Annotated in this window: 20 protein-coding genes; 9 read left to right on the forward strand and 11 right to left on the reverse strand. The window is 45.8% G+C overall.

What is annotated here, in order from left to right; translation table 11 throughout:
* Positions 1 to 104: 104 nt before the first annotated feature.
* Complete coding sequence (locus tag M5J74_RS12010) at positions 105 to 902, forward strand: hypothetical protein (protein WP_250016772.1); 798 nt, start codon at positions 105 to 107, stop codon at positions 900 to 902.
* Between the two features lie 16 nt (positions 903 to 918).
* Here M5J74_RS12010 and M5J74_RS12015 read toward each other — a convergent pair whose 3' ends face one another.
* A complete protein-coding gene (locus tag M5J74_RS12015; protein ID WP_250016773.1) occupies positions 919 to 1,344 on the reverse strand; it encodes a M48 family metallopeptidase in 426 nt (141 codons plus the stop codon).
* Positions 1,345 to 1,560: 216 nt separating this feature from the next.
* Between M5J74_RS12015 and M5J74_RS32655 the strand changes: the two genes are divergently transcribed.
* The 4 genes from M5J74_RS32655 (at position 1,561) to M5J74_RS12030 (ending at position 3,376) form a co-directional block, all read left to right on the forward strand.
* Positions 1,561 to 1,689 (forward strand): hypothetical protein, encoded by a 129-nt coding sequence (locus tag M5J74_RS32655; protein WP_255409943.1) that lies wholly within the window; start codon positions 1,561 to 1,563, stop codon positions 1,687 to 1,689.
* Between the two features lie 57 nt (positions 1,690 to 1,746).
* Positions 1,747 to 1,995 carry a type II toxin-antitoxin system ParD family antitoxin gene (locus M5J74_RS12020; protein WP_015154332.1) on the forward strand — a complete coding sequence of 83 codons (249 nt, stop codon included), beginning with the start codon at positions 1,747 to 1,749 and terminating at the stop codon, positions 1,993 to 1,995.
* Positions 1,996 to 2,270: 275 nt separating this feature from the next.
* Positions 2,271 to 2,831 (forward strand): Uma2 family endonuclease, encoded by a 561-nt coding sequence (locus M5J74_RS12025; protein WP_250016774.1) that lies wholly within the window; start codon positions 2,271 to 2,273, stop codon positions 2,829 to 2,831.
* Positions 2,832 to 3,157: 326 nt separating this feature from the next.
* The gene (locus tag M5J74_RS12030; protein WP_015154334.1) at positions 3,158 to 3,376 is read left to right on the forward strand and encodes a DUF4327 family protein; all 219 of its coding nucleotides are present in this window, start codon (positions 3,158 to 3,160) and stop codon (positions 3,374 to 3,376) included.
* A gap of 264 nt (positions 3,377 to 3,640) precedes the next feature.
* Here M5J74_RS12030 and M5J74_RS12035 read toward each other — a convergent pair whose 3' ends face one another.
* The 3 genes from M5J74_RS12035 to M5J74_RS12045 all read right to left on the reverse strand — a co-directional run bounded on the left by M5J74_RS12035 (position 3,641) and on the right by M5J74_RS12045 (position 7,843).
* The gene (locus M5J74_RS12035; protein WP_250016775.1) at positions 3,641 to 4,888 is read right to left on the reverse strand and encodes a protein kinase; all 1,248 of its coding nucleotides are present in this window, start codon (positions 4,886 to 4,888) and stop codon (positions 3,641 to 3,643) included.
* 4 nt (positions 4,889 to 4,892) lie between these two features.
* Positions 4,893 to 6,947, reverse strand: coding sequence for a serine/threonine phosphatase (locus tag M5J74_RS12040; protein WP_015154336.1), 2,055 nt, complete (start codon positions 6,945 to 6,947; stop codon positions 4,893 to 4,895).
* Between the two features lie 290 nt (positions 6,948 to 7,237).
* The gene (locus M5J74_RS12045) at positions 7,238 to 7,843 is read right to left on the reverse strand and encodes a pseudouridine synthase (protein WP_250016776.1); all 606 of its coding nucleotides are present in this window, start codon (positions 7,841 to 7,843) and stop codon (positions 7,238 to 7,240) included.
* A gap of 56 nt (positions 7,844 to 7,899) precedes the next feature.
* Between M5J74_RS12045 and M5J74_RS12050 the strand changes: the two genes are divergently transcribed.
* On the forward strand, positions 7,900 to 8,091 hold the full coding sequence (locus tag M5J74_RS12050) for a hypothetical protein (RefSeq protein WP_250016777.1): 192 nt from the start codon (positions 7,900 to 7,902) through the stop codon (positions 8,089 to 8,091).
* On the opposite strand, the gene M5J74_RS12055 is transcribed toward M5J74_RS12050, so the two are convergent.
* Positions 8,068 to 8,493, reverse strand: coding sequence for a DUF1824 family protein (locus M5J74_RS12055; protein ID WP_250016778.1), 426 nt, complete (start codon positions 8,491 to 8,493; stop codon positions 8,068 to 8,070). The two genes, M5J74_RS12050 and M5J74_RS12055, sit on opposite strands and share 24 nt — an antisense overlap.
* A gap of 785 nt (positions 8,494 to 9,278) precedes the next feature.
* Between M5J74_RS12055 and M5J74_RS12060 the strand changes: the two genes are divergently transcribed.
* The 3 genes from M5J74_RS12060 (at position 9,279) to M5J74_RS12070 (ending at position 13,882) form a co-directional block, all read left to right on the forward strand.
* Complete coding sequence (locus tag M5J74_RS12060; RefSeq protein ID WP_015154339.1) at positions 9,279 to 10,370, forward strand: glycosyltransferase; 1,092 nt, start codon at positions 9,279 to 9,281, stop codon at positions 10,368 to 10,370.
* Positions 10,371 to 10,409: 39 nt separating this feature from the next.
* Positions 10,410 to 12,653 carry a GumC family protein gene (locus M5J74_RS12065; RefSeq protein ID WP_250016779.1) on the forward strand — a complete coding sequence of 748 codons (2,244 nt, stop codon included), beginning with the start codon at positions 10,410 to 10,412 and terminating at the stop codon, positions 12,651 to 12,653.
* Between the two features lie 71 nt (positions 12,654 to 12,724).
* Complete coding sequence (locus M5J74_RS12070; RefSeq protein WP_371934031.1) at positions 12,725 to 13,882, forward strand: glycosyltransferase; 1,158 nt, start codon at positions 12,725 to 12,727, stop codon at positions 13,880 to 13,882.
* Here the strand turns inward: M5J74_RS12070 and M5J74_RS12075 are convergent.
* The 6 genes from M5J74_RS12075 to M5J74_RS12100 form a co-directional block, all read right to left on the reverse strand.
* On the reverse strand, positions 13,795 to 14,106 hold the full coding sequence (locus M5J74_RS12075) for a hypothetical protein (RefSeq protein ID WP_250016783.1): 312 nt from the start codon (positions 14,104 to 14,106) through the stop codon (positions 13,795 to 13,797). The two genes, M5J74_RS12070 and M5J74_RS12075, sit on opposite strands and share 88 nt — an antisense overlap.
* 295 nt (positions 14,107 to 14,401) lie before the next feature.
* Entirely contained in the window at positions 14,402 to 17,323 is a 2,922-nt protein-coding gene (locus tag M5J74_RS12080) for a response regulator (protein ID WP_250016785.1), read from the reverse strand.
* Positions 17,310 to 17,504: a hypothetical protein gene (locus tag M5J74_RS12085; protein ID WP_250016787.1), complete on the reverse strand. Its 195-nt coding sequence runs from the start codon at positions 17,502 to 17,504 to the stop codon at positions 17,310 to 17,312. Before M5J74_RS12085 ends, M5J74_RS12080 begins: the two co-directional genes overlap by 14 nt.
* Positions 17,467 to 20,463: a methyl-accepting chemotaxis protein gene (locus M5J74_RS12090; protein ID WP_250016788.1), complete on the reverse strand. Its 2,997-nt coding sequence runs from the start codon at positions 20,461 to 20,463 to the stop codon at positions 17,467 to 17,469. The genes M5J74_RS12085 and M5J74_RS12090 overlap by 38 nt, the downstream gene beginning before the upstream one ends.
* A 59-nt stretch (positions 20,464 to 20,522) precedes the next feature.
* Positions 20,523 to 20,999 carry a chemotaxis protein CheW gene (locus tag M5J74_RS12095; RefSeq protein ID WP_106217206.1) on the reverse strand — a complete coding sequence of 159 codons (477 nt, stop codon included), beginning with the start codon at positions 20,997 to 20,999 and terminating at the stop codon, positions 20,523 to 20,525.
* Between the two features lie 231 nt (positions 21,000 to 21,230).
* On the reverse strand, positions 21,231 to 21,923 hold the full coding sequence (locus tag M5J74_RS12100; protein WP_250016790.1) for a TIGR00266 family protein: 693 nt from the start codon (positions 21,921 to 21,923) through the stop codon (positions 21,231 to 21,233).
* Between the last annotated feature and the right edge of the window lie 26 nt (positions 21,924 to 21,949).

Consider the following 21,949-nt stretch of genomic DNA (forward strand, 5'->3'; position numbering starts at 1 on the left):
TGTCACAGTAATATTTATAATAAATTAGCTACATAGAACTAAAACTTGAAAGGCTATGCTACAACAGATATAAACAGATTGACTGTATTGCTTAAAGTTTAAAAATGTTAATATCTCGTCAGAAACTCAATCGGTTTCCAGGCACTCTAATTGTTATTATACTAAGCGCGACCGCAATTGGTGCTTTACAGTTACCTCAGTTAAATAAACTAACTAGTAAAGTACAATCTACCTCAGTAGCACAACTCAATCAAGAACTAGAAGTAGAAAAACAACGCCTCCAAGTCTTACGTAAGCTACCTAGCTTTGGGTTTGATAACGTAGTGTCTAATTGGACATTTATCAACTTTCTAATCTACTTCGGCGATGACACAGTTCGCAACAAAACTGGTTACAGCCTCAGTCCCGAATTTTTTGAAGTCATCATCAATCGCGATCCTTATTTCCTCCATGCTTACCCTTTCCTTTCTGGTAGTACAACTATGTATGCTGGAATGCCAGAGAAAACAATCAACTTAATGGAAAAAGGGTTAAAACACATGACGGCTCAATTTCCACCTAAATCGTACTATGTTTGGCGTTACAAAGGAATGAATGAGTTATTATTTACAGATAACGCTTCATCTGCCAAAAAATCATTTGAAATAGCAGCAAATTGGGCAAGTCACTATTCAGACGAAGAAAGCAAAAGCGTTATTGCTATTTCGCGGCAAACAGCTAAATTTTTAGAAAAAAATCCATTGAGTAAATCAGCTAAAGTTAGTGCATGGGTTATGGTTTTTAACAACGCGATCGACGATCGCACGCGCAAATTAGCAATTAGTAAAATCCAGGCTTTAGGAGGACTAGTAACAGTTACACCTCAAGGAGGATTATCAGTTCAACTTCCTCAAAAAGATTAGATATTCTTAATTACGATCACTTACCTTTACTAATTTCCTGCTTCACCTGAGCAAGTAAAGTTTTATACTCCTGTTTGCTAGGATTAAGTTTAACTAGCTTTTCCAAAGGTTGCATAGCAGCTTGATGGTCTTGCATTTGAAGCCTAACATTAACTAATCCTTCTAGAGCAATCTGATTATTTGGTTCGCTTTTCAACACAATTTCATATTCGCGCTCCTGAGCTGGAATTTTTGATTTTGGTAACGATACCGGAGATGGCTTAGCCGCAGCAGTTGGCTGAGGAATGACTGCAGCCTGATTCAAGCCACTACTAACAGCCTGCACAGCTCCAAAAATCATCGAGCCACCGAATGAGACAATTGATATAACAGCAGCAATCCGTTCGATTCGTCTTTTAGGCATATAAAAACCGTGGGTAAAGGATAGCTCTAAATTACCCACTTCTCATGTAAGAGCGATCGCCTTCATTACTATTAATTACAAAGTATTTGCACTTAAGTAGATTTAGCACCCTGACATAGCTATTTAACGCTACCTCTTGGGGTTACTCAAGCGCAATTTCACGGAGAGATTCAATCTATTTACCAATTCACAAAGTCATAATTCAGTAATTCTACGGGAAGAGACTTCAATACTTAATACTTGTTTAAGAAAAAGATGCATTCTACAGAGAAGGTGCGATCGCACTCTGCTACAACAGTGGCTTCTTATCAACTCGCATTTGCAGTTCAATGTAGCAAGTTGCTTAAAGAGTACTTAATGGCGATCGTGCCTAAAAATATGTAGTGACAAGAAATGGCAAGAATTGTCAAAATATAGAGAGAAGTTAATTAGGGGAATCTTGTGAAAAGCATCAATATCTCATTACCTGATGCTATGCGAGCCTATGTTGAAGAACAAGTAGCAAACGGTAGCTATAGTACAATTAGCGAGTATTTTCGCGAATTAGTGCGCCAAGATCGAGAGCGTAAAGCCCAAGAGCGTTTGGAAGCTTTATTATTGGAGGGTCTAGCCTCTGGTCAAGAAACTCCGATTACTGCTCAAGATTGGCAAGACATTCGCCAAACCGTGCGTGAGAGAATTACTAACTAGTGACTCAGGAATCGAAATTCTTCGAGTCATTCATAGTGCCAGAGATATTGAAGCAATTTTGGACGATGATATGAGAGAAAATAATTGAGGTGAGGTTTTATCAGTTTGCCCTTGTAGCTAAATATAGCAAGTTTCATAGAAAGAATTGCGATCGCATATAAAAAGAATACGCGATCGCAACCGAACAAAACTAGAATTCTGCGATCGCCAGTCAATGATACATTTGAATTAAAAGAATTGCCTGTAGATTTAACACAGCAATGAACAGCAGCCTGATGATAAATTCATTAAAACTCTCGGATGCAGAGTTCGATCGCATCGTTCGAGCTAATCCAGAGTGGAATTTTGAACAAACGGCAGCAGGAGATTTAATTGTTGTGCCACCCACAGGAGGAACATCTAGCCGCAAGAATCGCAGTATAACTGGACAATTAGATACATGGGTAGAAGCAAACTTGAATTTGGGAGAAGGATTTGATTCCAACGTCTTGTTCGTGCTGCCAAATGGTGCAAAACGTTCTCCTGATGCCTCTTGGGTAGAAAGACGGCGCTGGGATGCTTTGAGCCAACAGCAGCAAGATGGTTACGTTCCCCTATGTCCTGACTTTGTAGTCGAGTTACGCTCCCCCACTGATGCTCTGGAAGATCTGCAAATTAAAATGCAGGAATATATGGATAATGGTGCGTGTTTGGGTTGGTTAATTAATCCTCAAGATCGTCAAGTTGAAATCTATCGCCTGGGACAACCAGTAGAAGTTTTGCTAGCTCCTTTAACTTTATCTGGTGAAGATGTGCTGCCCGGTTTCGTGTTAAATTTACAGCGAATTTTTGTCTAAGTTGGGGGCGATCGCCTAATACTAATTAACCGTACTGCATCACAGAGCAGCAATTATTGTTATCATATTTTACATAGCTAAGAAAACCCAATCGCTTTTAGCGTCCAATTTCACTTCCCTGCATTCCAGTTACTCAACTGGCACAGTAGTAATTCCCGAACCAATAACAATTGTCAAGGTACTTGCCAAATCATTTGTGGTAGAGTACAAGAGTAGAGAATTGCTTCTGCGCCGAAGAAAAACTCCACGCATCGGTGTTAATCAAAATTCGGAAGCGTTTCAGGTTAGGTATTTAGCAAACTCAATCGAAAATCTAAGTAAAACTTATGGCTCAGCCTGTTATTCACCCAATGGTGAAGTTCCAGCACCAGATCCGTTCGCTCGTAGAATCCAAAATTGTTAGACCAACAGATAGTATCTGGAAGATTGCCCTCGTATTTGGTAATGAATGGTCTTATTGGAAGCAGGAATTAACGGATTTCGGCTTTTCCATGCAAGATCCCGTCAGCGAACTGCTATCGGTAGAAGCTTGGGACGAAGAATAGATCTGTCCGCATTAGATTTGCCCTCAGACGATTAGGTCTGAGGCGCATACAAACAAAGCCTACCTGCGTGGGCTACCTTACTATCCAGTCTGCGCCAACGGATTTTATTTGTGTAGACATGAATTCCAGAATTAACGCTCAATACTTTTTGATTAAGACAAGATCCCCCTAACCTCCCTTTTTAAGAGGGGAACTTAAAGCCCCCTTTTTAAGGGGGTTGGGGGATCTCCAGGATCTTTGCATCACTAACCGAGATATATTGAATTAACACTCGCTCAGTGCTATTGCCAGTTCTTTAGCCGTGGCATAGCGATCGCTAGGTTTAGTCTCTGTCACCCGTGTGATGACAGCCTGCAATTCGGGGGTGACAGTTGGGATGCTATCCAACTGAAATTGATAGCCTTTACTACTAGGACGATAAAATTTATACGGCGCTTCACCTGTTAACAAAAAAATTAAAGTAGGTCCGATCGCGTAAAGGTCAGACTGAATTAATGGATGTCCGCGTTCTTGTTCGGGAGCGCAATATCCCTCAGCCCCAATCCGCGTCACAAAAGCGGTTCCACCCGTTTTTACCGCACCAAAATCTAGCACCACAATCCGATGATCGAGCGATCGCAACATCAAATTAGCGGGTTTAATATCGCGGTGAATTAGCGGTGGCTCTTGGCTGTGAATGTAATCTAAAATTTCACACGCTTGCAGCATCCAACCAATCGCTTTTGCTGGGGTGACAGGACCGTATTTATAAATTATCTGTTCTAAATTTTGACCGTGAATTAGTTCCATCGCCAAGTATTTCTTCCCATCTTCGACGAAAAAATCGTAATATTTGGGAATTCCTACATGGTTTAGATGCTTCAGGGCATTAGCTTCCCGCTCAAACAGTTCTTGAGCCTTGGCAACCTTGGCAATTTCAGCATTCATTTCCTTCAGGACGAGTAATTGAGGTTGAGACTTGCGAGTTGAATTGTTCCCCAGAGGCTTTTTCTGGCTGGGATTCCAAGCAAGATATGTCGTTCCCATTCCTCCCTGTCCTAAAATACGTAGCACTTGATACTGGTGAATCGTTTGCTGTACTGAAAGGGGCTGACCGCAGTGAATGCAGAATAGGTTCTGTGGCGAATTACCATCATGAGTGCAAGTCTTCTCCCCTGCTCGCTTGCCCCCCTGCTCCCCCGCTCTGGTACTGGGAGATTGAAATTGAAACCTGAGAGTAGGTCCGCCTTTTGCTAGTTGAATTATCGACCCATCGACGATCGCGCTTTGGGAGACTAACACGCCATCCAGAAAAGTCCCATTCGTCCCCTGATTGATCAGCTGCCAAACATGACTCGATGAATCTTCTCCATTTTGCCGCTGGAGCAGTAAATGATGGCGGGAAACTAGGGGATCTGCCAAAACTACATCGTTGTCAGGGGCGCGACCGATACGGACGATTGACGCATCCTCGAATTGCCATTGTTGCAGGGGTTTGGATTGTTCTGGATGTAGCAGATATAGCGTGACCACACGATTAATGCTCCAACTTCGGGCGCACTTTCAGCCGTACTAAGACAACGGTAATATTGTCATGCCCGTTGTACTGATTAGCTAATTCAATCAATTCGCTCACACCTCGTTCTAAGCTAGCGCCCGTGTTAAGTAATGGTTCGATATGGGTTTCCCAATGTTGCTCTAGTAGCCCATTATCTGAAACTCCATCCGATACTAATATCAACAGAGTGTCTTCATTCAATTCCACAAAGCTGACATCAGGATTGACATAATTCTCATCCCTTGGACCCAATGCTTGTGTCAGCTGGTATGCATCAGGACGGGCATAGGCGATCGCGGGTTCCACACCCCGCAGAATCTCTCGCTGTCCCACTTCATGATCCAAGGTGACTTGCTCTAATCCGCGCTTGCGGCTGAAGCTATAGAGACGGCTATCGCCAACGTGAGCTACGGTCATTTGATTGTTGCGGACGAGAACGAGTACCAAAGTCGTTCCCATCCGTCCGACACCCGAACGGGCATCCTGCTGGTTGAGGTCAAAAATTCCTTGATTGGCAATGCGAATTGCCTCGCGGATGGAAGCTTCATTGGGTAAAGCTTGGTACGGTTGCCAATTAGCGTGAAAGTATTCTTGTAGCTTCTTCACTGCTAACGCACTGGCTACCTCACCGCCAGCGTGTCCGCCCATGCCATCACAAAGAATATAAATACCTTGTGCCTCAATCGTGCGATCGCTAGGAAACACGTATTTATCAACTTTGGTGATGATACCAAAACAATCCTCGTTATGATGTCTTTGACGACCGACATCAGTGTTACCCGCATCCTCAATGCTAACCAAATGCATTGGCAGCACTAAAGTCGGTAACTCCTCGCTTTTCATAAAATTCTCTTGAGATTCGTTCATTTGAATAACAGTTGGTGCAGCAGAGTTATTTAAAGTTACTCCAACTTTTCCTCGATCGGCAGCTGCCTCCTGTGTATTCAATACTGAAGGAGAATAAGGTGCGTCGATCGCATCTAATTGTAATTCACTACTCGTAGCTTGCAGGCGCGATTGTAGCTCATCTGTTGTCTGGATGTCGCCCGCAGTTAAATCCAACAATAGCTCTACCAAGGAACCAAATTTAGTGCGTTGAGATTCTTGAAATAACTGCTGCCAAATCTGCCCCAAATCTTGCAAGGTTAAATTTTCTTGAGGTGGATCGGGATACAAGCGTTGCAATCCAAGACTCCCAGTCGCATCCACGCGCAAGTTAGATAGCTCCAATAGACTTTGGCGACAATGCCAAGGCTCCAGTTCGTGCCACAGCCGTACCATATCCTCAAACCACTGCATAATCTGTATTGGAGTCGTGCTGCGTTCGTGCCACATCTGCATTAGGTCTTGCCAATCGGAGCGATCGGCAATCAGGATCACTTGCTGGTTTCCCTGCTGCCAAGCATCGTGGATTTTCGGTAGCTTTTGACGATATTTTTCCCCAAATCTAGAGTTGAGGGCAATGTAGGTTTTGGCGATCGCGGGAATTGATTGCGCCACCATCACGTTTGCGCCTGCTTCTAAGGGCGATAGTTGAAATGGCTGGCAGTCTAGGACTCTCACTTGCGTCTCTACGCGATCGCTTGGATTCAAAGGCATTTCCAACGGATCGAGCAACTGATAGCGCTGCTGTAGATCTAAATAAGCTCCTGCTGGTAAAGCAGAAGTGGTGAGTGGTGAGTGGTGAGTGGTAAGTGAGAGAGCCAAGGGAGCAGGCGGTGCAGTTCCCTCTGATTTCTGCTGAGATATACTGCTGGGGAGCGATTCTACAGTTTTTGGTTCTCCTGCTACGTCTAGCACTTCTACGACTCCTGAGTTGCTAACAGGCGAACCTTCCTGCGTCTCTACAACTCCCATCACGATCGCCCACCACACCGTCCCCGTTTGAGCGCCGCAGTTGTGGCATAATTTTGCATTTAAAGCCACCTGAGTCCCGCACTCAGGACAAAACTTGAAGGTCAGGGGAGTACCACAACCTTGACAAAACTTGTTGGTATTGGCATTTTCGCTCTGACACTGGGGGCAAATCAGCATCTTTAACTTCCTTGTCTTCCCATTTTAGGAGCCGTTTTAACCCCGATGACGGCAGAAAACTGGCTACCCATCCAAGTCATCACAAGTCACTTTTCCCTACTCAGGAATAGTTCGAGCTATAGATAATAGCAGGATATACCCAAGTAGAGCTACGAGGCTTAAAAAATCAATACTTTGTTCAGCTTAGCAGTTATCAGTTATTAGCGAACAGGAGTCAAGGAGTCAGGAATCAGGAGCCAGAATGAGAAGAATATATCTAAATTCCCCAAGTCTTCTTGTCCTCCTTGTCCCTACACCCTACACCCTACACTTTTTAAAAGTAGTTCCAGTTCCTGAGAAGTCAAATCGCGCCATTGACCGGGTGGCAGATCGCCTATGTGTAGGTGAGCGATCGCCACTCTTATTAAGCGTAAGGTGGGAAATCCTACTTTCGCTGTCATTCGCCTTACCTGGCGGTTTTTACCTTCTGTCAAGACTAGTTCTAACCATGCTGTAGGCACGCTTTTGCGATCGCGAATTGGCGGATTTCTTGGTGGTAAGGTTGGTTCGGGTTCTAGCAGTTTAACTTTGGCTGGTCGAGTTCGATAATTCTCAATTATCACTCCTTGTTCTAACTGCTGAATCGCTGATGCATTTGGAATTCGTTCTACTTGCGCCCAATAAGTGCGGCTATGTCCAAATTTAGGATCGGCAAGTCGATGTTGAAGTTGTCCGCGATCGGTTAGTAGCATCAACCCCTCGCTATCCCAGTCGAGGCGACCGACAGGATAAACTTTGGGAATGGGAATGTAATCTTTGAGCGTGCGCCGCTCTTTTGCGCCAGCGCGATCGCCATCGCTAAACTGGCTCAACACCCCGTAGGGTTTATTAAACAAAATGTATCGGTATTTACCCATTGTAGAGGGGACAAGGGAGACAAGGGGGAACTCGCTCTTCCCCACGACCGAAGGGAGTGGGGATTAGGGGGCGAAGGGAGACAAGGGAGACAAGGATGCAGAGGGGCAAGGGAGCAGAGGGGCAAGGGAGCAAGAACTGTCAACCACCAACTACCCATTACCCATTACCCATTACCTATTACCCATTACCACCCTTCACGCTCTTACTGATAACTGATAACTGGTCACTGAAACAAATCCAACGGTAAATAACCGTAAGTACCGTTGACTGATTCTTCTACCAATGAATGATAGGATACCAGCACGCCGCGATACGTACCCGTGTAGGAGTCGAGGTAGTACGTCTGTCTTTGACCGTTAAATTTAATATATACTGGAGCGATCGCCGCAGCTAAATCATGAGGAGCGATGGCGACTGTATATCCTAAAGCTTTGGCATAGGATGCTAATGCTGCTAGCCCCTGCTCTGGCGTGTCGGCACAAATTCCGAAGTTGACGAAATCTGCTTGCGTGCTTAGTAGTACTAATGCTTGTTGCAACTGGGCGGCTTCTGCTGCCGATTCTACCGGTTTAACTTCCAAACAACTGAAAGCTTTCAGTAATTTTTGGGCTGAGGCGATCGCGAAACGATCCGAAAGTGGCTGAGACATAAGCAGCGATGCATGAGATGCATGAAATAACGCCTGAAGCTCTGCTTGTTGCCATAGTAGAACAGTCTATGCCAAGCAACACGGAGGGAATAATTTACAGCCTGAAGTAACTTCTAAAGAATAGGCAAGCTGATTCCAAACTATTTTCAAAACATTGCCTAGAACTAGACCTATAATCGATTGGTCAAGGCTAAACTCTTGCCGATTGCGAATTTGATTTAAAGTTTAGTTTCTCATCCTAGCATACGGAAAGTCATAATTTACTGGCTTTTCCAACTCGGCACGAACTGTTACCTCAGTTGAGTTCGCTTGATGTCAACGATTCTACCCAACTTATAGATTCGATTTGGATTGACCGAAAAATATGAGCAAAGCATGAACCCCGATTTTAGTTTCAGTAATTCTGCCAATACGTTGTGAATCCTGTATTCAATGCAACTAATTCCTCTGTGAATGCGTCAAGTCCAATTGAATGCAGAACGCGAACTGCGATTCTCCCTCGAATAAGATTCATTTTTTGCTAGTGCTTCCATTGCTCAATTATTTAAAGTTTAGGTAAATTTTCTCAGCTAGGTATGCGATTCCATCGGTTCTCGATAACAAGTTGAGTATAATAATTTCTGTTTACCTATATTTTCAGTGTATCTACGCAAATGCCAGCGCCTACCAACAAGTACTATCTCTGGAGACATAGTGATTTGTACGTTCGCGGATTCAACAGATGAATTGTAATAATGCCTGTTCCTAAAGTTTGACTCTACTAAATAAACTTCTATTATTTTTTCATGAAGATAGCCCTAGTTCACGATTATCTAACGCAAAGAGGTGGCGCAGAGCGAGTTTTTGAACTGCTTTGTCAACGCTATCCCGAGGCAGACATCTTTACTTCTGTATACGATCCCGAACAAACTGTCGATTTAGGTAACCGTATAGTTCACACGACAGGATTACAAAAAATCCCAGGTGCAGCAAAATATTTCCGAATGCTGGCTCCTCTCTATTTCCCTGCTTTTCGCTCTCTGGATTTGCAGGATTACGACCTCATTATTAGTAGCAGCAGTAGCTTTGCTAAAGCTGTGAAGAAGAGGAAGGGAGCGCAACACATTTGCTTTTGCCATAACGTGACTCGGTTTTTGTGGGATACAAAAACTTACTTGAGAGAGTATGGGGACTATCATTATTTCTATCCGTTAATTGAAATGATCTTTCGCAAAATGCGAGAGGTTGACCGAATTTATGCTCAAGAACCCGACCTTTATATCGCTAACTCTAGTATCGTAGCTCGGCGAATTAACCAGCACTATAGCAAACCAGCACTGGTGATTAACTACCCAATTAATAGCGGTAACTTTACTTTTTCTAATGACAAGGAAAATTTTTATTTAGCTTCAGCTCGTCTAATCAGTTACAAACGAATTGACGTAATTGTGGAAGCATTTAACTGGCTGGGATTACCTTTAGTCATCATTGGCGATGGACCAGAACGCCAACGGCTAGAGTCAAAAGCGCTGAAGAACGTCAGATTTTTAGGACATGTCAGCGATGCCGAACGAAAATATTTGATGTCAAAAGCTTGCTCTGTTGTTGTTGCGGCTTTAGAAGATTATGGGCTAGTACCAGTAGAAGCAAATGCCAGCGGTACGCCCGTGATTGCCTATGGCGCGGGAGGAGTCATAGATACTCAAATTCCAGGACATACAGGAGTATTCTTTTACAGACAATCGCCAGATGCAATCCAAAATGCTTTGCTTGCTGCCAAAGAAATTCAGTGGGATTACGGCAAAATTCGCCATCACGCCCTGAGTCATTTTTCAGAACAAGCGTTTTTTAGCAAAGTTGAACGGGCGATCGCCGATACGGTGAGTAGCATTGCATAAGTTCATTAGGATCGTTGTAGACTGTTTGGAGTGCTAGGCATGGTTAGAGTAAATGAAAGTAATATGCCCATGACCGTCGAAGAATCAGACGGTGGTTACGGGCAGTTGTTAGCAGTTTTGATGCGCCGTCGCTACTGGCTGCTGGGGGTTATGGGAGCGGTGTTGACAATTGCCACTGTGTTTACCTTAATCTCCAAGCCTACATATCAGAGCGAGATGCAGTTACTGATCGAGCCGAATTATCAGGGGAAGAAAGATGGCACGACCCCGAGACAAGGCGAGCAGTATGCTGATTCTGGAGTCACGATTGACGACTATGCTACGCAAATTAACGTCATGCGTAGTTCGCTGCTGATTCAAAGGGCAGTCGATATTCTCCGCTCCGAATATCCTACGCTTACAGTGGCGGAGGTGAAGAAAAACTTAGTACTAAAACAAGTTGTTGAAGAAAAAGCCAATACCAAGATTGTCGAGGCGACTTATACAGCAAACGATCCGATTAAAGCACAAAAAGTCCTGAAAGCCGTCCATACAGTTTATCAAATTTATAATCGCGAACAACAAGAGCAGCGGTTGAAAAAGGGTTTGAAGTTTATTAACGAACAAATCCCTGCCGTGACTAAAACAGTCGATCAAGCAGAGAATAAATTAGAAGAGTTTCGCAAAAATAATAACCTGATCGATCCAGAGCAACAAGCGGCGACAGTCAATAACTCGTTAAATGCGATCGCGCAGGAACGCGAAGTCATCCGCGCCCAGTATAATGACTTGCAAGCACGCTACGGTCAACTGCAACAGCAACTCGCTCGTTCTCCCCAACAAGCGCTAGTTGCTTCCCGCTTGAGCCAATCATCGCGCTATCAAACCCTACTCAACGAGTTGCAGAGAACGGAACTCGCCCTATCACAGCGGCGGGTTGTCTTCACGGATGAAGACCCTAACGTGAAAAAATTACTCGAACAACGGCAAAACCTGCTGAGCATGATGAAGCAGGAAGGCGGACGAGTTCTGGGTGAGGGACAAGCATCCCAAGCAGCAGCAGCTGGTAATGCGGCAGATGGTATTCTCCAGCAAGGACAATTAGGAGCGCTCGACCTCAACCTTGCAGGTCAATTGATCGAAGTACAGACAAACATGAATGCGATGCGGGCGCGGGATAACAGTCTAGCGCAAACACAGCAGAAGCTACGTAGCGATCTCAAGCGCTTCCCAGTGCTATTGGCAGAATACAACCGTCTAGTTCCCTTCGTCCAAATTAACCGCGATAAACTCCAGCAGCTGTTGAGAGCGCAGCAAGAATTAAGTTTAGAAATTGCTAGAGGTGGATTTGACTGGCAAGCTTTGGAAGAACCACGTCTAGGATTGAAAGTTGGTCCCAACTTGAAGCTGAACTTGTTGTTGGGTCTAGTTGCGGGGTTGATGCTGGGTAGTTTAGCCGCCTTCTTGCGCGATGCCGTCGATGATTCCGTCCACAGTTCCGAAGACTTGGAGAGACAATTCGAGCTACCATTGTTGGGCATGACTCCAGAATTGCCCAGAGGCAGAGTGGCACAACCAGAAGTCAGTTTGCCTTTTGGCAAGCCGCTGCATCTGTCGCCCTGGACGGTACAAGTACGAAATTGGCCCCATCATGGGAATCGCTGGACTTTGATTTATCGCAATCTCCAGTTGATGAACGAAATGGCTGCATTCAAATCTTTGGTGGTAACTTCCGCCGTAGCAGGTGAGGGTAAATCTACTTTAGCCTTGGGTCTAGCTTTAAGTGCGGCACGGCTGCACCAGCGTGTGTTGTTGATCGATACCGACTTGCGCCGTCCGAGTTTACATCAAATCCTGAATTTACCCAACGATTACGGACTGTCTACCTTGTTGAGCAGCGATGCCACGCTGCCGATTCATAATGCAATTCAGTCTTCTGGCTCCTACATAGACATTTTGACTGCTGGACCACAGCCAGAAGACCCAGCCAACCTACTCAGCTCGCAAAGAATGCGAGAGTTGATGGCAGGATTCGAGCAAAATTACGATTTGATTTTACTCGATGCTCCACCTTTACTGGGTATGGTAGATGCGATGATTGCCGCTTCTTGCTGTACTGGTGTCGTGCTAGTTTCTCGCGTTGGCATGGTGAAGAAGACAGAGTTAGTACAAGCCAACGCTATGCTGAGAAAGCTTAACGTGATTGGAGTGGTGGCAAATGGCGTGAGTAACGTTTCTTATGGCTATGGAGCCTACTCTAGAGAACAAGGAGTTGAGCTGAAAAAAGTTTGGGGAAATGGTTAATAGTTGATGGTTGATAGTTGATGGTAATTAACAACCAACTACCAATTACCAACTACCCATTACCAATTCGTATGAAAATCCTATTCCTCGATCAAAGTGGCAAGCCAGGAGGGGCGGAGCTTTGTCTGTTGGATATTGCTAAACCATATCGCGATCGCTGTTTAGTTGGTTTGTTCGCCGATGGTGGGTTTAAAGATTTACTCCAACAGCACGAAATTCCCGTGCAGGTGCTAACTGGGCGATCGCTACAAGTGAGTAAAGACAGTGGTTTACTTCAAGGCGCGAGTAGCCTGGGTCAGTTGCTGCCTTTGATTACCCGCGTTGCCAAAATTGCCCGCGAGTATGACATCATCTACGCCAATACGCAAAAAGCACTGGTGGTAGGAGCGATCGCATCCCTCCTCAGTCGCCGCCCTTTGGTATATCACCTACATGACATTCTCTCAACCGAGCATTTTAGCCGCACTAACCTGCGTTTAGCTGTAACTTTGGCAAATCGTGCCTCGTTAGTCATTGCTAACTCCCAGGCAAGTCAAAAAGCTTTCCTCGCCGCCGGGGGAAATCCCAAACTCGTTCGTGTTGTCTACAACGGATTTGCCCCCCAGTTGTATCGACAGGAAAATTCCGTAGCTCAGACAAGGCAAGAATTGGGGCTAGAAGGCAAGTTTGTTGTCGGACATTTCAGCCGACTCGCACCGTGGAAAGGACAGCACGTGCTTCTAGAAGCACTGACGCAGTGTCCGCCAGAAGTGACAGCAATATTTGTTGGAGATGCTTTATTTGGCGAACAGGACTACAAGCAACAATTACACCAGCAAGTTGCCGAGTTAGGACTAGAACAAAGAGTGCAATTTTTAGGCTTTCGTAGCGATGTCGTGTCATTAATGACAGCCTGTGACTTAGTTGCCCACACATCAATTGCGGCGGAACCATTCGGGCGCGTGATTGTCGAAGCTATGCTTTGCGGTCGTCCAGTCGTAGCCAGCCAAGCTGGGGGTGCAGTGGAACTGGTAGAGACGGGAAAAACAGGTTGGCTCGTACCACCAGGAGATGCTCAGAAATTAGCAGAAATTATCAATACTTGTCGCCAGCAGTCTGAAATGGCTAGTGCGATCGCCCATCAAGCCCAAATTTCAGCCAGTCAACGGTTTGAATTAAATGAAATAAATCGGCAAATCGAGCGGCTTTTGGCGGGAGTCGGGAGTCGGGAGTCGAGCAGAAAGCGATAAAGAGGACAAGGGAGAATTTTAGGTATGCAAATTTTGACATCAGAATAAAGCACTTGATAGAGAATAATTACCCCGACGACAAAACCCACAACCGTACCAAACTTGAGAATAATGCCTTCTGGCTGCACCTCGTGGAACTGTCGTTCGCGATCGATTAATTCTGCTTTGGTCTGACATCCTCCCGACACCGCATCAAAGATGACGGTACGGGGTTCCCAAATCAACCAGTCAACTTATCAACCAAGTTCTCACTTAATTGACAGAGGTTGGTCTGTCCTTGAAAAATTTGACGCATTTACGTTGTTTCAGCCAACGAAAAATCAAGGTTTCACCCCACTCTGACAGAAGAGGGATATATAGCAGTTCTAAATGATTTGTAAAGTAGGCTTCTAGCCTGCGACAGGCTAGAAGCCTGCTCCACGTTCATGAATCAAATAGGATTGCTATATTCACGGCTAGTGACAATAAATCTTTGTCCAAAACCCGCCCGTACAGGTAGGGGCGGGTTTGGCAAAGGATTTACAGGCTTTGACGAGCGCTCTTCTTCCAAAACCCACCCGTACAGAAGTCGGGAAAATTTGAATTTTGAATTTTGAATTTTAAATTTTGAATTGCTTCCTCAGCTCTCTTCTCCCCCCCATTTATCAAACGCTCCAGCGTTTCTGACAATTGCTGCTTGTCATAAGGCTTACAGAAAAAGGCGGTTGCACCCAAGTTTAAAGCCAGTTGACGTTCTTTAATGCCACTGCGAGAGGTCAACATGACAATGGGTAACTGTTGGAAAGCTGGATTGGATTTCACCCTAGCTAAGAAACCGTACCCATCGAGCCGAGGCATGTCAATATCGCAAACTACGGCAGCAATTTGAGCACCACTCATCAACTTTTCTAAAGCATCCAGTCCGTCTTTGCCTTGTTCGACTCGATATCCTGCTTTTTCTAGCGTCAAAGATAAGAGGCGGCGGACGTTAATCGAGTCATCGACGACTAAAATTGTCGGGCGTTGGTTTTGTAGTTCTGCCGCTGCACGATGGCGATCCTCTGGCTCTAAGCTGGCAGGGTGTTGGCTAGTGGCAATCCAGTAAAGTAACTCTGGGGTGTTAATTAAGGGAACGACTTTACCATCGCCTAAAATCGTACAACCGTTGAAGCCAGGAGGCATGGGAATGTTACCTTCGACCGGACGGATGGCAACTTCCTGTTCGCCCCAACAACGGTCTACTTGCAAACCAACCCAATCGCTACCATTAGCAATTAATAATACTGTTGGTGCGCTCATCAGGGGCTGAGTTCTTTCTTCGTTAGCGTTTTGCAGGCGACGAAATTTCAGCCAATCGCCCAGATAAATCAGCGGGACTGAGTATTCTTTCCAGTGCAGTTGTGGTTTGTCTTCGATTGTAGATATTTGTTCTACATCGAGCAGGAGCATTTCTTCGATCGCCGTGGTAGGAAAAGCCAGTAGTATCCCCCGACTTTCCACCAATAGCACCCGTGCCACCGATAAAGTGAGGGGAACGCCGATCGTAAATGTCGTACCCACTCCTGCTTTGGTTTCTACTTTAATGTCACCGCGCACTTGGCGCAGGTTCGTGCGGACGACATCCATCCCGACACCGCGACCGGACAAGGAAGTGACTTCATCGGCAGTACTAAAACCAGGCTCGAAGATCAGGGTTAAAACTTCTTCATCGCTAGCATTGGCGATCGCCTCCCGATCGAGTCCTAGATGTTGCGCCCGCTGTCTGACTTTATCGAGGGCAATCCCCCGTCCGTCGTCTTTGAAGGTAATCAGGGCTTGATTGCCCCGATATGCTGCTTCAATTGAAATCGTACCTTGTTCCGGCTTACCGCTAGCTTTGCGAGTTTCAGGGTCTTCTATACCATGATCGAAGGCATTACGCAATAAATGCATCAGCGGGTTGCCCAGGGCTTCTAAAATACTGCGATCGATCGGGGTATCGCCGCCTTGAATTTTGAGTTCGACATTTTTACCGTGCTGTAAAGCCAATTCTCGCAAGGCTCTAGGAAACCGCCCGACCAGATCGGCAAACGGACGCATTCGCAGTTGGTTGATGCAAAATTGCAGTTGTTTTGCCGTGCGGTTGAGGTCGCCAACAATTTGCTCTGTTTCCTGCAAGCACAGATCGATGTCTCCGCTCACTTCTTGCAATTGCACCAGGTTTGCCATTACTTCTGTCGAAGCTTCGTCTGCTGCCTCATCTAGATTATTACCACTATCTATTGAGGGCGTTGGCTGAGGCGATCGCGGGGTTGTGTTCGGCTGCAATTGGCTGCTGTCAGGAGAAAAGGCAACTTCCGATAGAAAAGATGATGTCGTGGGTAAAGCCGATGGAAATGGAGATGGTGGCAGTGTCGCAGTCCGACGACGGTGATGGGATTGTTGCAGCGATCGCACTTTCCGTTCCAGAATTTTGACGGAGTTCCGCAACCTCTCTATTTGTAAGTCGAGTCCGCTGCGTTCTATGGTCAACTCCCCAAACAGATCGTTGAGTTGCTCTAGCTGTTTGAGCGGAACTCTAACGGTATTTTCCTGCGTCTCCTTCAGTTCGGCTGGCGGCGCGAGATCGAGCGGAGATGATAATCTGGCAGGACTAGCATCTGAAACGGGTGCAGGATCGGCAGTACTTGGACTTGAGACAACTTCCTCTACAACACCATCTAAATTGAGCGTCGAGGGTAAACCCTGTAATTGTCCCGCCATAATTGCGGCTTGCGATCGCCGCCACGCCTGCAAAGCTGCCTGGGCGATCTCTTCCTCCCGTGCGGGTTGAGTTGCTAATAGCTGTTTTACGGAGGTACACAAACTGTTAAACTCTGGTAGCTCTAGCACTTCCCCCAGATCGCTTAAATCTTGGGCGATCGTCACAACTTCTGCGCCCAAATTAGACTTATCCTCTTGCGCCAAAATCGTCTCTAGCTGCTGCAAATAAGCATCAACTTCCGATTCAAACAGCATTTGGATCGTTTCTAATCCCTGCTGCGGTGACAGAGGTGTAACTGTTTCCTGTTCTTCCCTTGGTTCTCCCAGTATTTGTTGCAACTGCTCGAATAGCGGTTGAACTTGACTTGTCTGCCATTGCTCGTCCACAACGTTTGTCTGGCGATTTGTCGTGACGACGTGGCGCAAACAATCCACAGCGCTCAACAGCAACCTTTCTACTTCTGGCTGAATTTGCTTCTGAGTTCTAATGACTTTAAAAAAGTTTTCCAGGCGATGAGCTAAATGACTCAGAGTTGAAAATTCCATCATTGCCGCTCCACCCTTAATCGAGTGTGCCGATCGCAGCATCGCATCAACTTCTTGCCGTGTCAGTTCTACACGACTGCTAACTCCAATTAGCTTTGACTCGATCGCATCCAAATGGTCTTGGGCTTCTTCTAAAAACTGGAGCTGAATTTCACGTTCTTTATCCTGAGACATTTTGGTGAGGAGTGGTTAGTTGATGGTTGATGGTTGATGGTTGATGGTTGATAGTTGATGGTTGTTGGTTGTTGGTAAGAGGCAAGAGGTAAATTTTGACTTCTCCCTTGTCTCCCTTGTCTCCCTTGTCTCCCTTGTCTCCCTTATCCTCCCCAGCTCTCTTCTCCCTTAACTGTCTCATCCTCGTCAACTATTTCAGCTTTCTTCCTGCCCAATTCCCGCATTTCGTCGCCAACTTTAAACTTGCCAACTGAAACTTGCAGTTGTTGGGCAACTTCTACGGTGCGTTGTAGGGAATTGGAGATTTGACGGGAGTATTCGGAAGATCCTGCCGATACACCAGCAATTTCTTGCATCAATTCCGTAACCATTTGTGCTGTCTCGACTTGGGAAATCGTGGCACGCGAAATCGATTGCACCAATTGATAAATTTGATGCGATTCTTCTAAAATTCGTCCCAAACTTTGTTTGGAATCTTCCACAAAATTCGCGCCTGCGATCGCCTGCTGGTTGCCTATTTCCATCGTCCGCACGACATGGCTCGTTTCCATTTGAATATTCTCGACAATTTGTTCGATTTCCTGCGTGGCTGCGGCTGATTTGGCGGCGAGTTGCCCGATTTCTTCTGCCACGACAGTAAATCCCCGTCCGGCTTCTCCGGCGCGTCCGGCTTCGATGCTAGCATTAATGGCTAAAACATTAGTTTGCAGGGCAATGTGATTGATTAAAGATACGACTTTCGAGATCTGTTGAGTCGATTCGCCTAACTGCTTGGCTTGCATTGCGGTTGTTGTCACTGTATCCCGCAAACTCAAAATACTCTGTACCGTGCGATCCATTGCTTTGCCACCAGTCTCTGCCGTGCTAAAAGCAATGCTAGCAACTTCGGCGGCGCGATCGGCGCTAGCTGCTACAGCTTGAATCGAATGAGTCATGCGCTGTACTGAGTCTAGGGTGCGATCGATATCCTGGGCTTGTTTGAGTGCTTCATCGGCGAGTTGGCGGATTGCGCCTGCGTTTTCGTCTACCGAAATATTCACTTGTGTTGCCGCTTTTTTCACCTGCACGACTAATTGTCTGAGGCTTTCGATAATGGCGTTGAAAAATTCTGCTACCGTGCCGATTTCTCCAGTGGTTGTGTTTGCCCTGACTGTCAAATCTCCCCTTGCCGTGCCTTCAATTTGGGCTAGCAACTGTACGAGTTTTTGCTGCAAAATTTCTTTTTGTTGTCTTTGGTCGAGGGAAATCGTTTCAGCTTTTTGGCGAGAGGCTTCTACCTGTTCTAAAAGATGAGCTTGATCGAGGGCAAAGCCAATTTGAGTTGCTAACTGGGTAAATAAATCGATATCCGCTTGCTGCCAGATCCGCGATTTAGAACATTGATGGGCAATGAGTAATCCTAACAATTCGCGATCGCGAATCAGCGGCGCAACCAACGTAGCCTTGACTTCAAATTTTTCTAACTGTTTGACATGACAAGCTGCCAGTCCGGCTTGATAAATATTGTCGATCGCCCGTACCCTACCTTCGCGATACTGTTGGGCGTAACCTTCCCGAAAGCAGCTATCATCTATTGTTTGCCCGACTAACTGTTGCCAACCAGGGGCTACTGACTCGGCAATAATTTTTCCCTGCCAGTCAGGATCGAAGCAATAAACCACAACGCGCTCTGTTTTCAGGACGCGCCGTACTTCCCGCACAGCAGTAACTAAAATATCTTGAAAGTTAAGCGACTGCCGAATTTGCAAGGTTAGATCGGTGAGTAAATTTGCTCTTTCGACAGTGCTTTGCTGTTGTTCGAGTTGGGTTTGCAGTTGTTCCGCCATGCGGTTAATATTTGCTGCTAACACCCCGACTTCATCTTCGCCTGTCACCGGAACGCGAGTGTCAAGTTTGCCTTGTCCTAGTTTGCGCACGGCGCGAGAAACGGTGACGATCGGGCGCAGGGCGCGGTTGACTAGAATTGTCGCGATTGCCGCTGCTAGTAATGTGGTCAATCCCGTTGCTCCCATAAAAGTGAGCAGCAATCCGCCGCGAATGTCGGCAAACAGTTCGTCACTAGGCTGAGCGATCGCCACTCCCCAGTTCAGTTTGGCTAATTCTTTAATTGCTGGTAACGGCGCATAAGATAGCAAATATTCTTGTTGTTGCTGGCGATTGATATCGTATGTACTACCCAGGGTTGACGATTTTTGCAGTTGCGTAACTGCCTGGGGAAAAATTGCTTTGACATCTTTACCCAAGTATTCGGGATACGATGCTGGGGCGATGAAGATCGTACCGCGCTCGTTGAAAGCCAGGAACTCCTCAATCTGCAAGCCAGGAATATTTTTGGTCAGCTGCCGATCTTGCTGTTGCACGCTGCGATCGAAATACGCTACAGGAGTGCGGGTACGGACTACGCCAATTGTTTGTCCCGTATCGGGATCTTTGACTGGTGCAGCGGTAAAAATCGAGTACTGTCCCGTAGCGATAGATTTACGCGGCGGCGTAATGACTGGGCGATCGCCCTTCAGGGCTGCCTGAAAGTAGTCGATTTTGTTGTAGTTTTGAATGACATCTCCAGACGATTGCATCACGACATCGCCGTCCAGATCTAGCAGGATGATACTGTCGTAGCCTTGACCGTTCTTAATGTATTGGTCTAAAAATGCTTGTCTTTCTGCTTCTGGTAGCGATCGCCGAATATAAGGGCGATTGAATAGCGTCATACTTGCCAGGGTTTGTACGTCCTGGTAGCGTCCGATTAAAAATCGATCTAAGCGATCGGCGAAAGATGCAACTCGCACTTGCTGTTGCTGTCTGATATTCTGAGTAATATTACTACTGGTGAGGTGATAGGCGGTTGCTCCTAAAAGAACGATCGGCATCGTGCTAACCGCGATCGCCCCAAGCGTAGCTTTGGCTCTCAAGCCGATCCGCTGCCACCACCACGAACGCGACTTGGAGGGAGGACGCTTGACTGAGTTAACGCCGTGAGGCACTGTAGTTTGTCCGGCAGCGATCGTCAGCGGGTTAGTATGACTTTTGGTTAAACCAGACTCCGGCTCTTGACTGCGATCTGCTTGACGATTCATACCAGTTTTGCGATCTTCTCCTGCCGCGTCTTGCCTCGGTTCTTTCTTAGAGCGTATATTCATAAACTCAGCGTCTCCAGTAAGAGCAATTCCGCCAAACACCAATCATTTCAACATCAAAGCTATTTCCTGTACAGAGCGGGGGCAAGTAAAATTGCTTCTGCATTGACTACGAGTATTAACTCTTGTTCCTGGACGATACAGCCATGAAGGAAAGGAATTAATGCTGATGTTACCAGCTCTTTTGAGGATTGAACCAAGTCTGGAGTAAAGTATTTTACGCCGTTGACTTCTGGTACGAGTAACCCCAAAGTCATTTGCTGGGCTTGAATTAAAATGACGTTATGTTGCGAGATATTATGGTCGAGCGGCTGCAAGCTGAGGATCTGAGCCAAATCGACTACCCACAATACCCGATTGCGGTGGTTCAGCAAACCGACTACACACTCAGGCATATTGGGCATAGGGGTGATTCTCCGTGCCGGTATCATTAATACCTCTTGCACGTACTCCATTGCCAAAATAGCAGGAATTTGTTCTGCCAGATAAAATTTTAAATATCTTTCACCTGGACGGGTTTCTATTTCTGCTGGATTCATTCGCGATCGCAATTAATTTGGCTGAGCTTGCCTAACCGAAGATCTATCGATTTTGGCATTTAGCATAACACCATCAGTCTTGTTGGGAACAAAATTTATAATTCATTAAGAGTGGCTAGTGGCTAGTGGCTAGTGGCTAGTAGTAAATAGGGTGTGGGGTGTGAGGTGTAGTGGATTGTTAACTGGTCACTGGTCACTGGTCACTGGTCACTGATAACTACTCCCTTAAATTCAATCACTACTCTTAGTGGGACGAAAAGCGTCTAAAAAATTGAGTAAATTATACATCTGACGAGATTGAATCCAAAGCTTTCCTTTCCCTCGGAAGCGACAAACCAATCCTTCCCCGCCTAAAATTCCCGTTCTCAGATTCTTAAATGATAGACCACCAATCATCTCTACGTGGTAACTGAGTGAATCTTCAAAAGCAACCACGTAGCCCGTATCCACCACATAATCGCCTTCTACAGGAATCTCAATAATTGCACCATAGGAGCTAAACCAAAGATCGCCCTTACCAGTAACTCGTAACAAAAATAAAGACTCACCGCTAAAAAAACCTCTAAATCCTTGAAATGAAGGGTCGATTTCAACTGTAGGGCTAGCAGCCACAAATCCCGAAGATTGCAGCATTAAACCGTTACTATCTAGATAATAATGCTGAATATCTCCTGGCACTCCAGGGGAAAGCAGTAGCTGTCCGGCTCGTCCTTCAGCGGTAAATTCGCTCATAAATAAAGACTCCCCTCCTACCATTCTGCCTATTCCTTTCATCAATCCCCCTTTCATTTTGGACTTCATTTTTATCCAAGAGTCCATCGCCGCCATTGCCCCAGATTCGACTAGTACAGTTTCATTTGCCCTCAAATCGAGTTGCAAAGAAGCATAAGCAGGAGAATGTTCGATTTTATAAGTGATATTCATAATTGGTAATTAGTAATTGATAATTG

The sequence above is a fragment of the Chroococcidiopsis sp. CCNUC1 genome, from assembly GCF_023546805.1.
Classification (GTDB): Bacteria; Cyanobacteriota; Cyanobacteriia; order Cyanobacteriales; family Chroococcidiopsidaceae; genus Chroococcidiopsis; species Chroococcidiopsis thermalis.

Coding starts and splice junctions, on each gene's coding strand:
- M5J74_RS12010 (WP_250016772.1), top strand. CDS start 105: ATGTTAATATCTCGTCAGAAACTCAATCGGTTTCCAGGCACTCTAATT.
- M5J74_RS32655 (WP_255409943.1), top strand. CDS start 1,561: ATGCATTCTACAGAGAAGGTGCGATCGCACTCTGCTACAACAGTGGCT.
- M5J74_RS12025 (WP_250016774.1), top strand. CDS start 2,271: ATGATAAATTCATTAAAACTCTCGGATGCAGAGTTCGATCGCATCGTT.
- M5J74_RS12030 (WP_015154334.1), top strand. CDS start 3,158: ATGGCTCAGCCTGTTATTCACCCAATGGTGAAGTTCCAGCACCAGATC.
- M5J74_RS12040 (WP_015154336.1), bottom strand. CDS start 6,947: ATGCTGATTTGCCCCCAGTGTCAGAGCGAAAATGCCAATACCAACAAG.
- M5J74_RS12045 (WP_250016776.1), bottom strand. CDS start 7,843: ATGGGTAAATACCGATACATTTTGTTTAATAAACCCTACGGGGTGTTG.
- M5J74_RS12055 (WP_250016778.1), bottom strand. CDS start 8,493: ATGTCTCAGCCACTTTCGGATCGTTTCGCGATCGCCTCAGCCCAAAAA.
- M5J74_RS12060 (WP_015154339.1), top strand. CDS start 9,279: ATGAAGATAGCCCTAGTTCACGATTATCTAACGCAAAGAGGTGGCGCA.
- M5J74_RS12065 (WP_250016779.1), top strand. CDS start 10,410: ATGGTTAGAGTAAATGAAAGTAATATGCCCATGACCGTCGAAGAATCA.
- M5J74_RS12070 (WP_371934031.1), top strand. CDS start 12,725: ATGAAAATCCTATTCCTCGATCAAAGTGGCAAGCCAGGAGGGGCGGAG.
- M5J74_RS12080 (WP_250016785.1), bottom strand. CDS start 17,323: ATGTCTCAGGATAAAGAACGTGAAATTCAGCTCCAGTTTTTAGAAGAA.
- M5J74_RS12085 (WP_250016787.1), bottom strand. CDS start 17,504: ATGAGACAGTTAAGGGAGAAGAGAGCTGGGGAGGATAAGGGAGACAAG.
- M5J74_RS12090 (WP_250016788.1), bottom strand. CDS start 20,463: ATGAATATACGCTCTAAGAAAGAACCGAGGCAAGACGCGGCAGGAGAA.
- M5J74_RS12095 (WP_106217206.1), bottom strand. CDS start 20,999: ATGAATCCAGCAGAAATAGAAACCCGTCCAGGTGAAAGATATTTAAAA.
- M5J74_RS12100 (WP_250016790.1), bottom strand. CDS start 21,923: ATGAATATCACTTATAAAATCGAACATTCTCCTGCTTATGCTTCTTTG.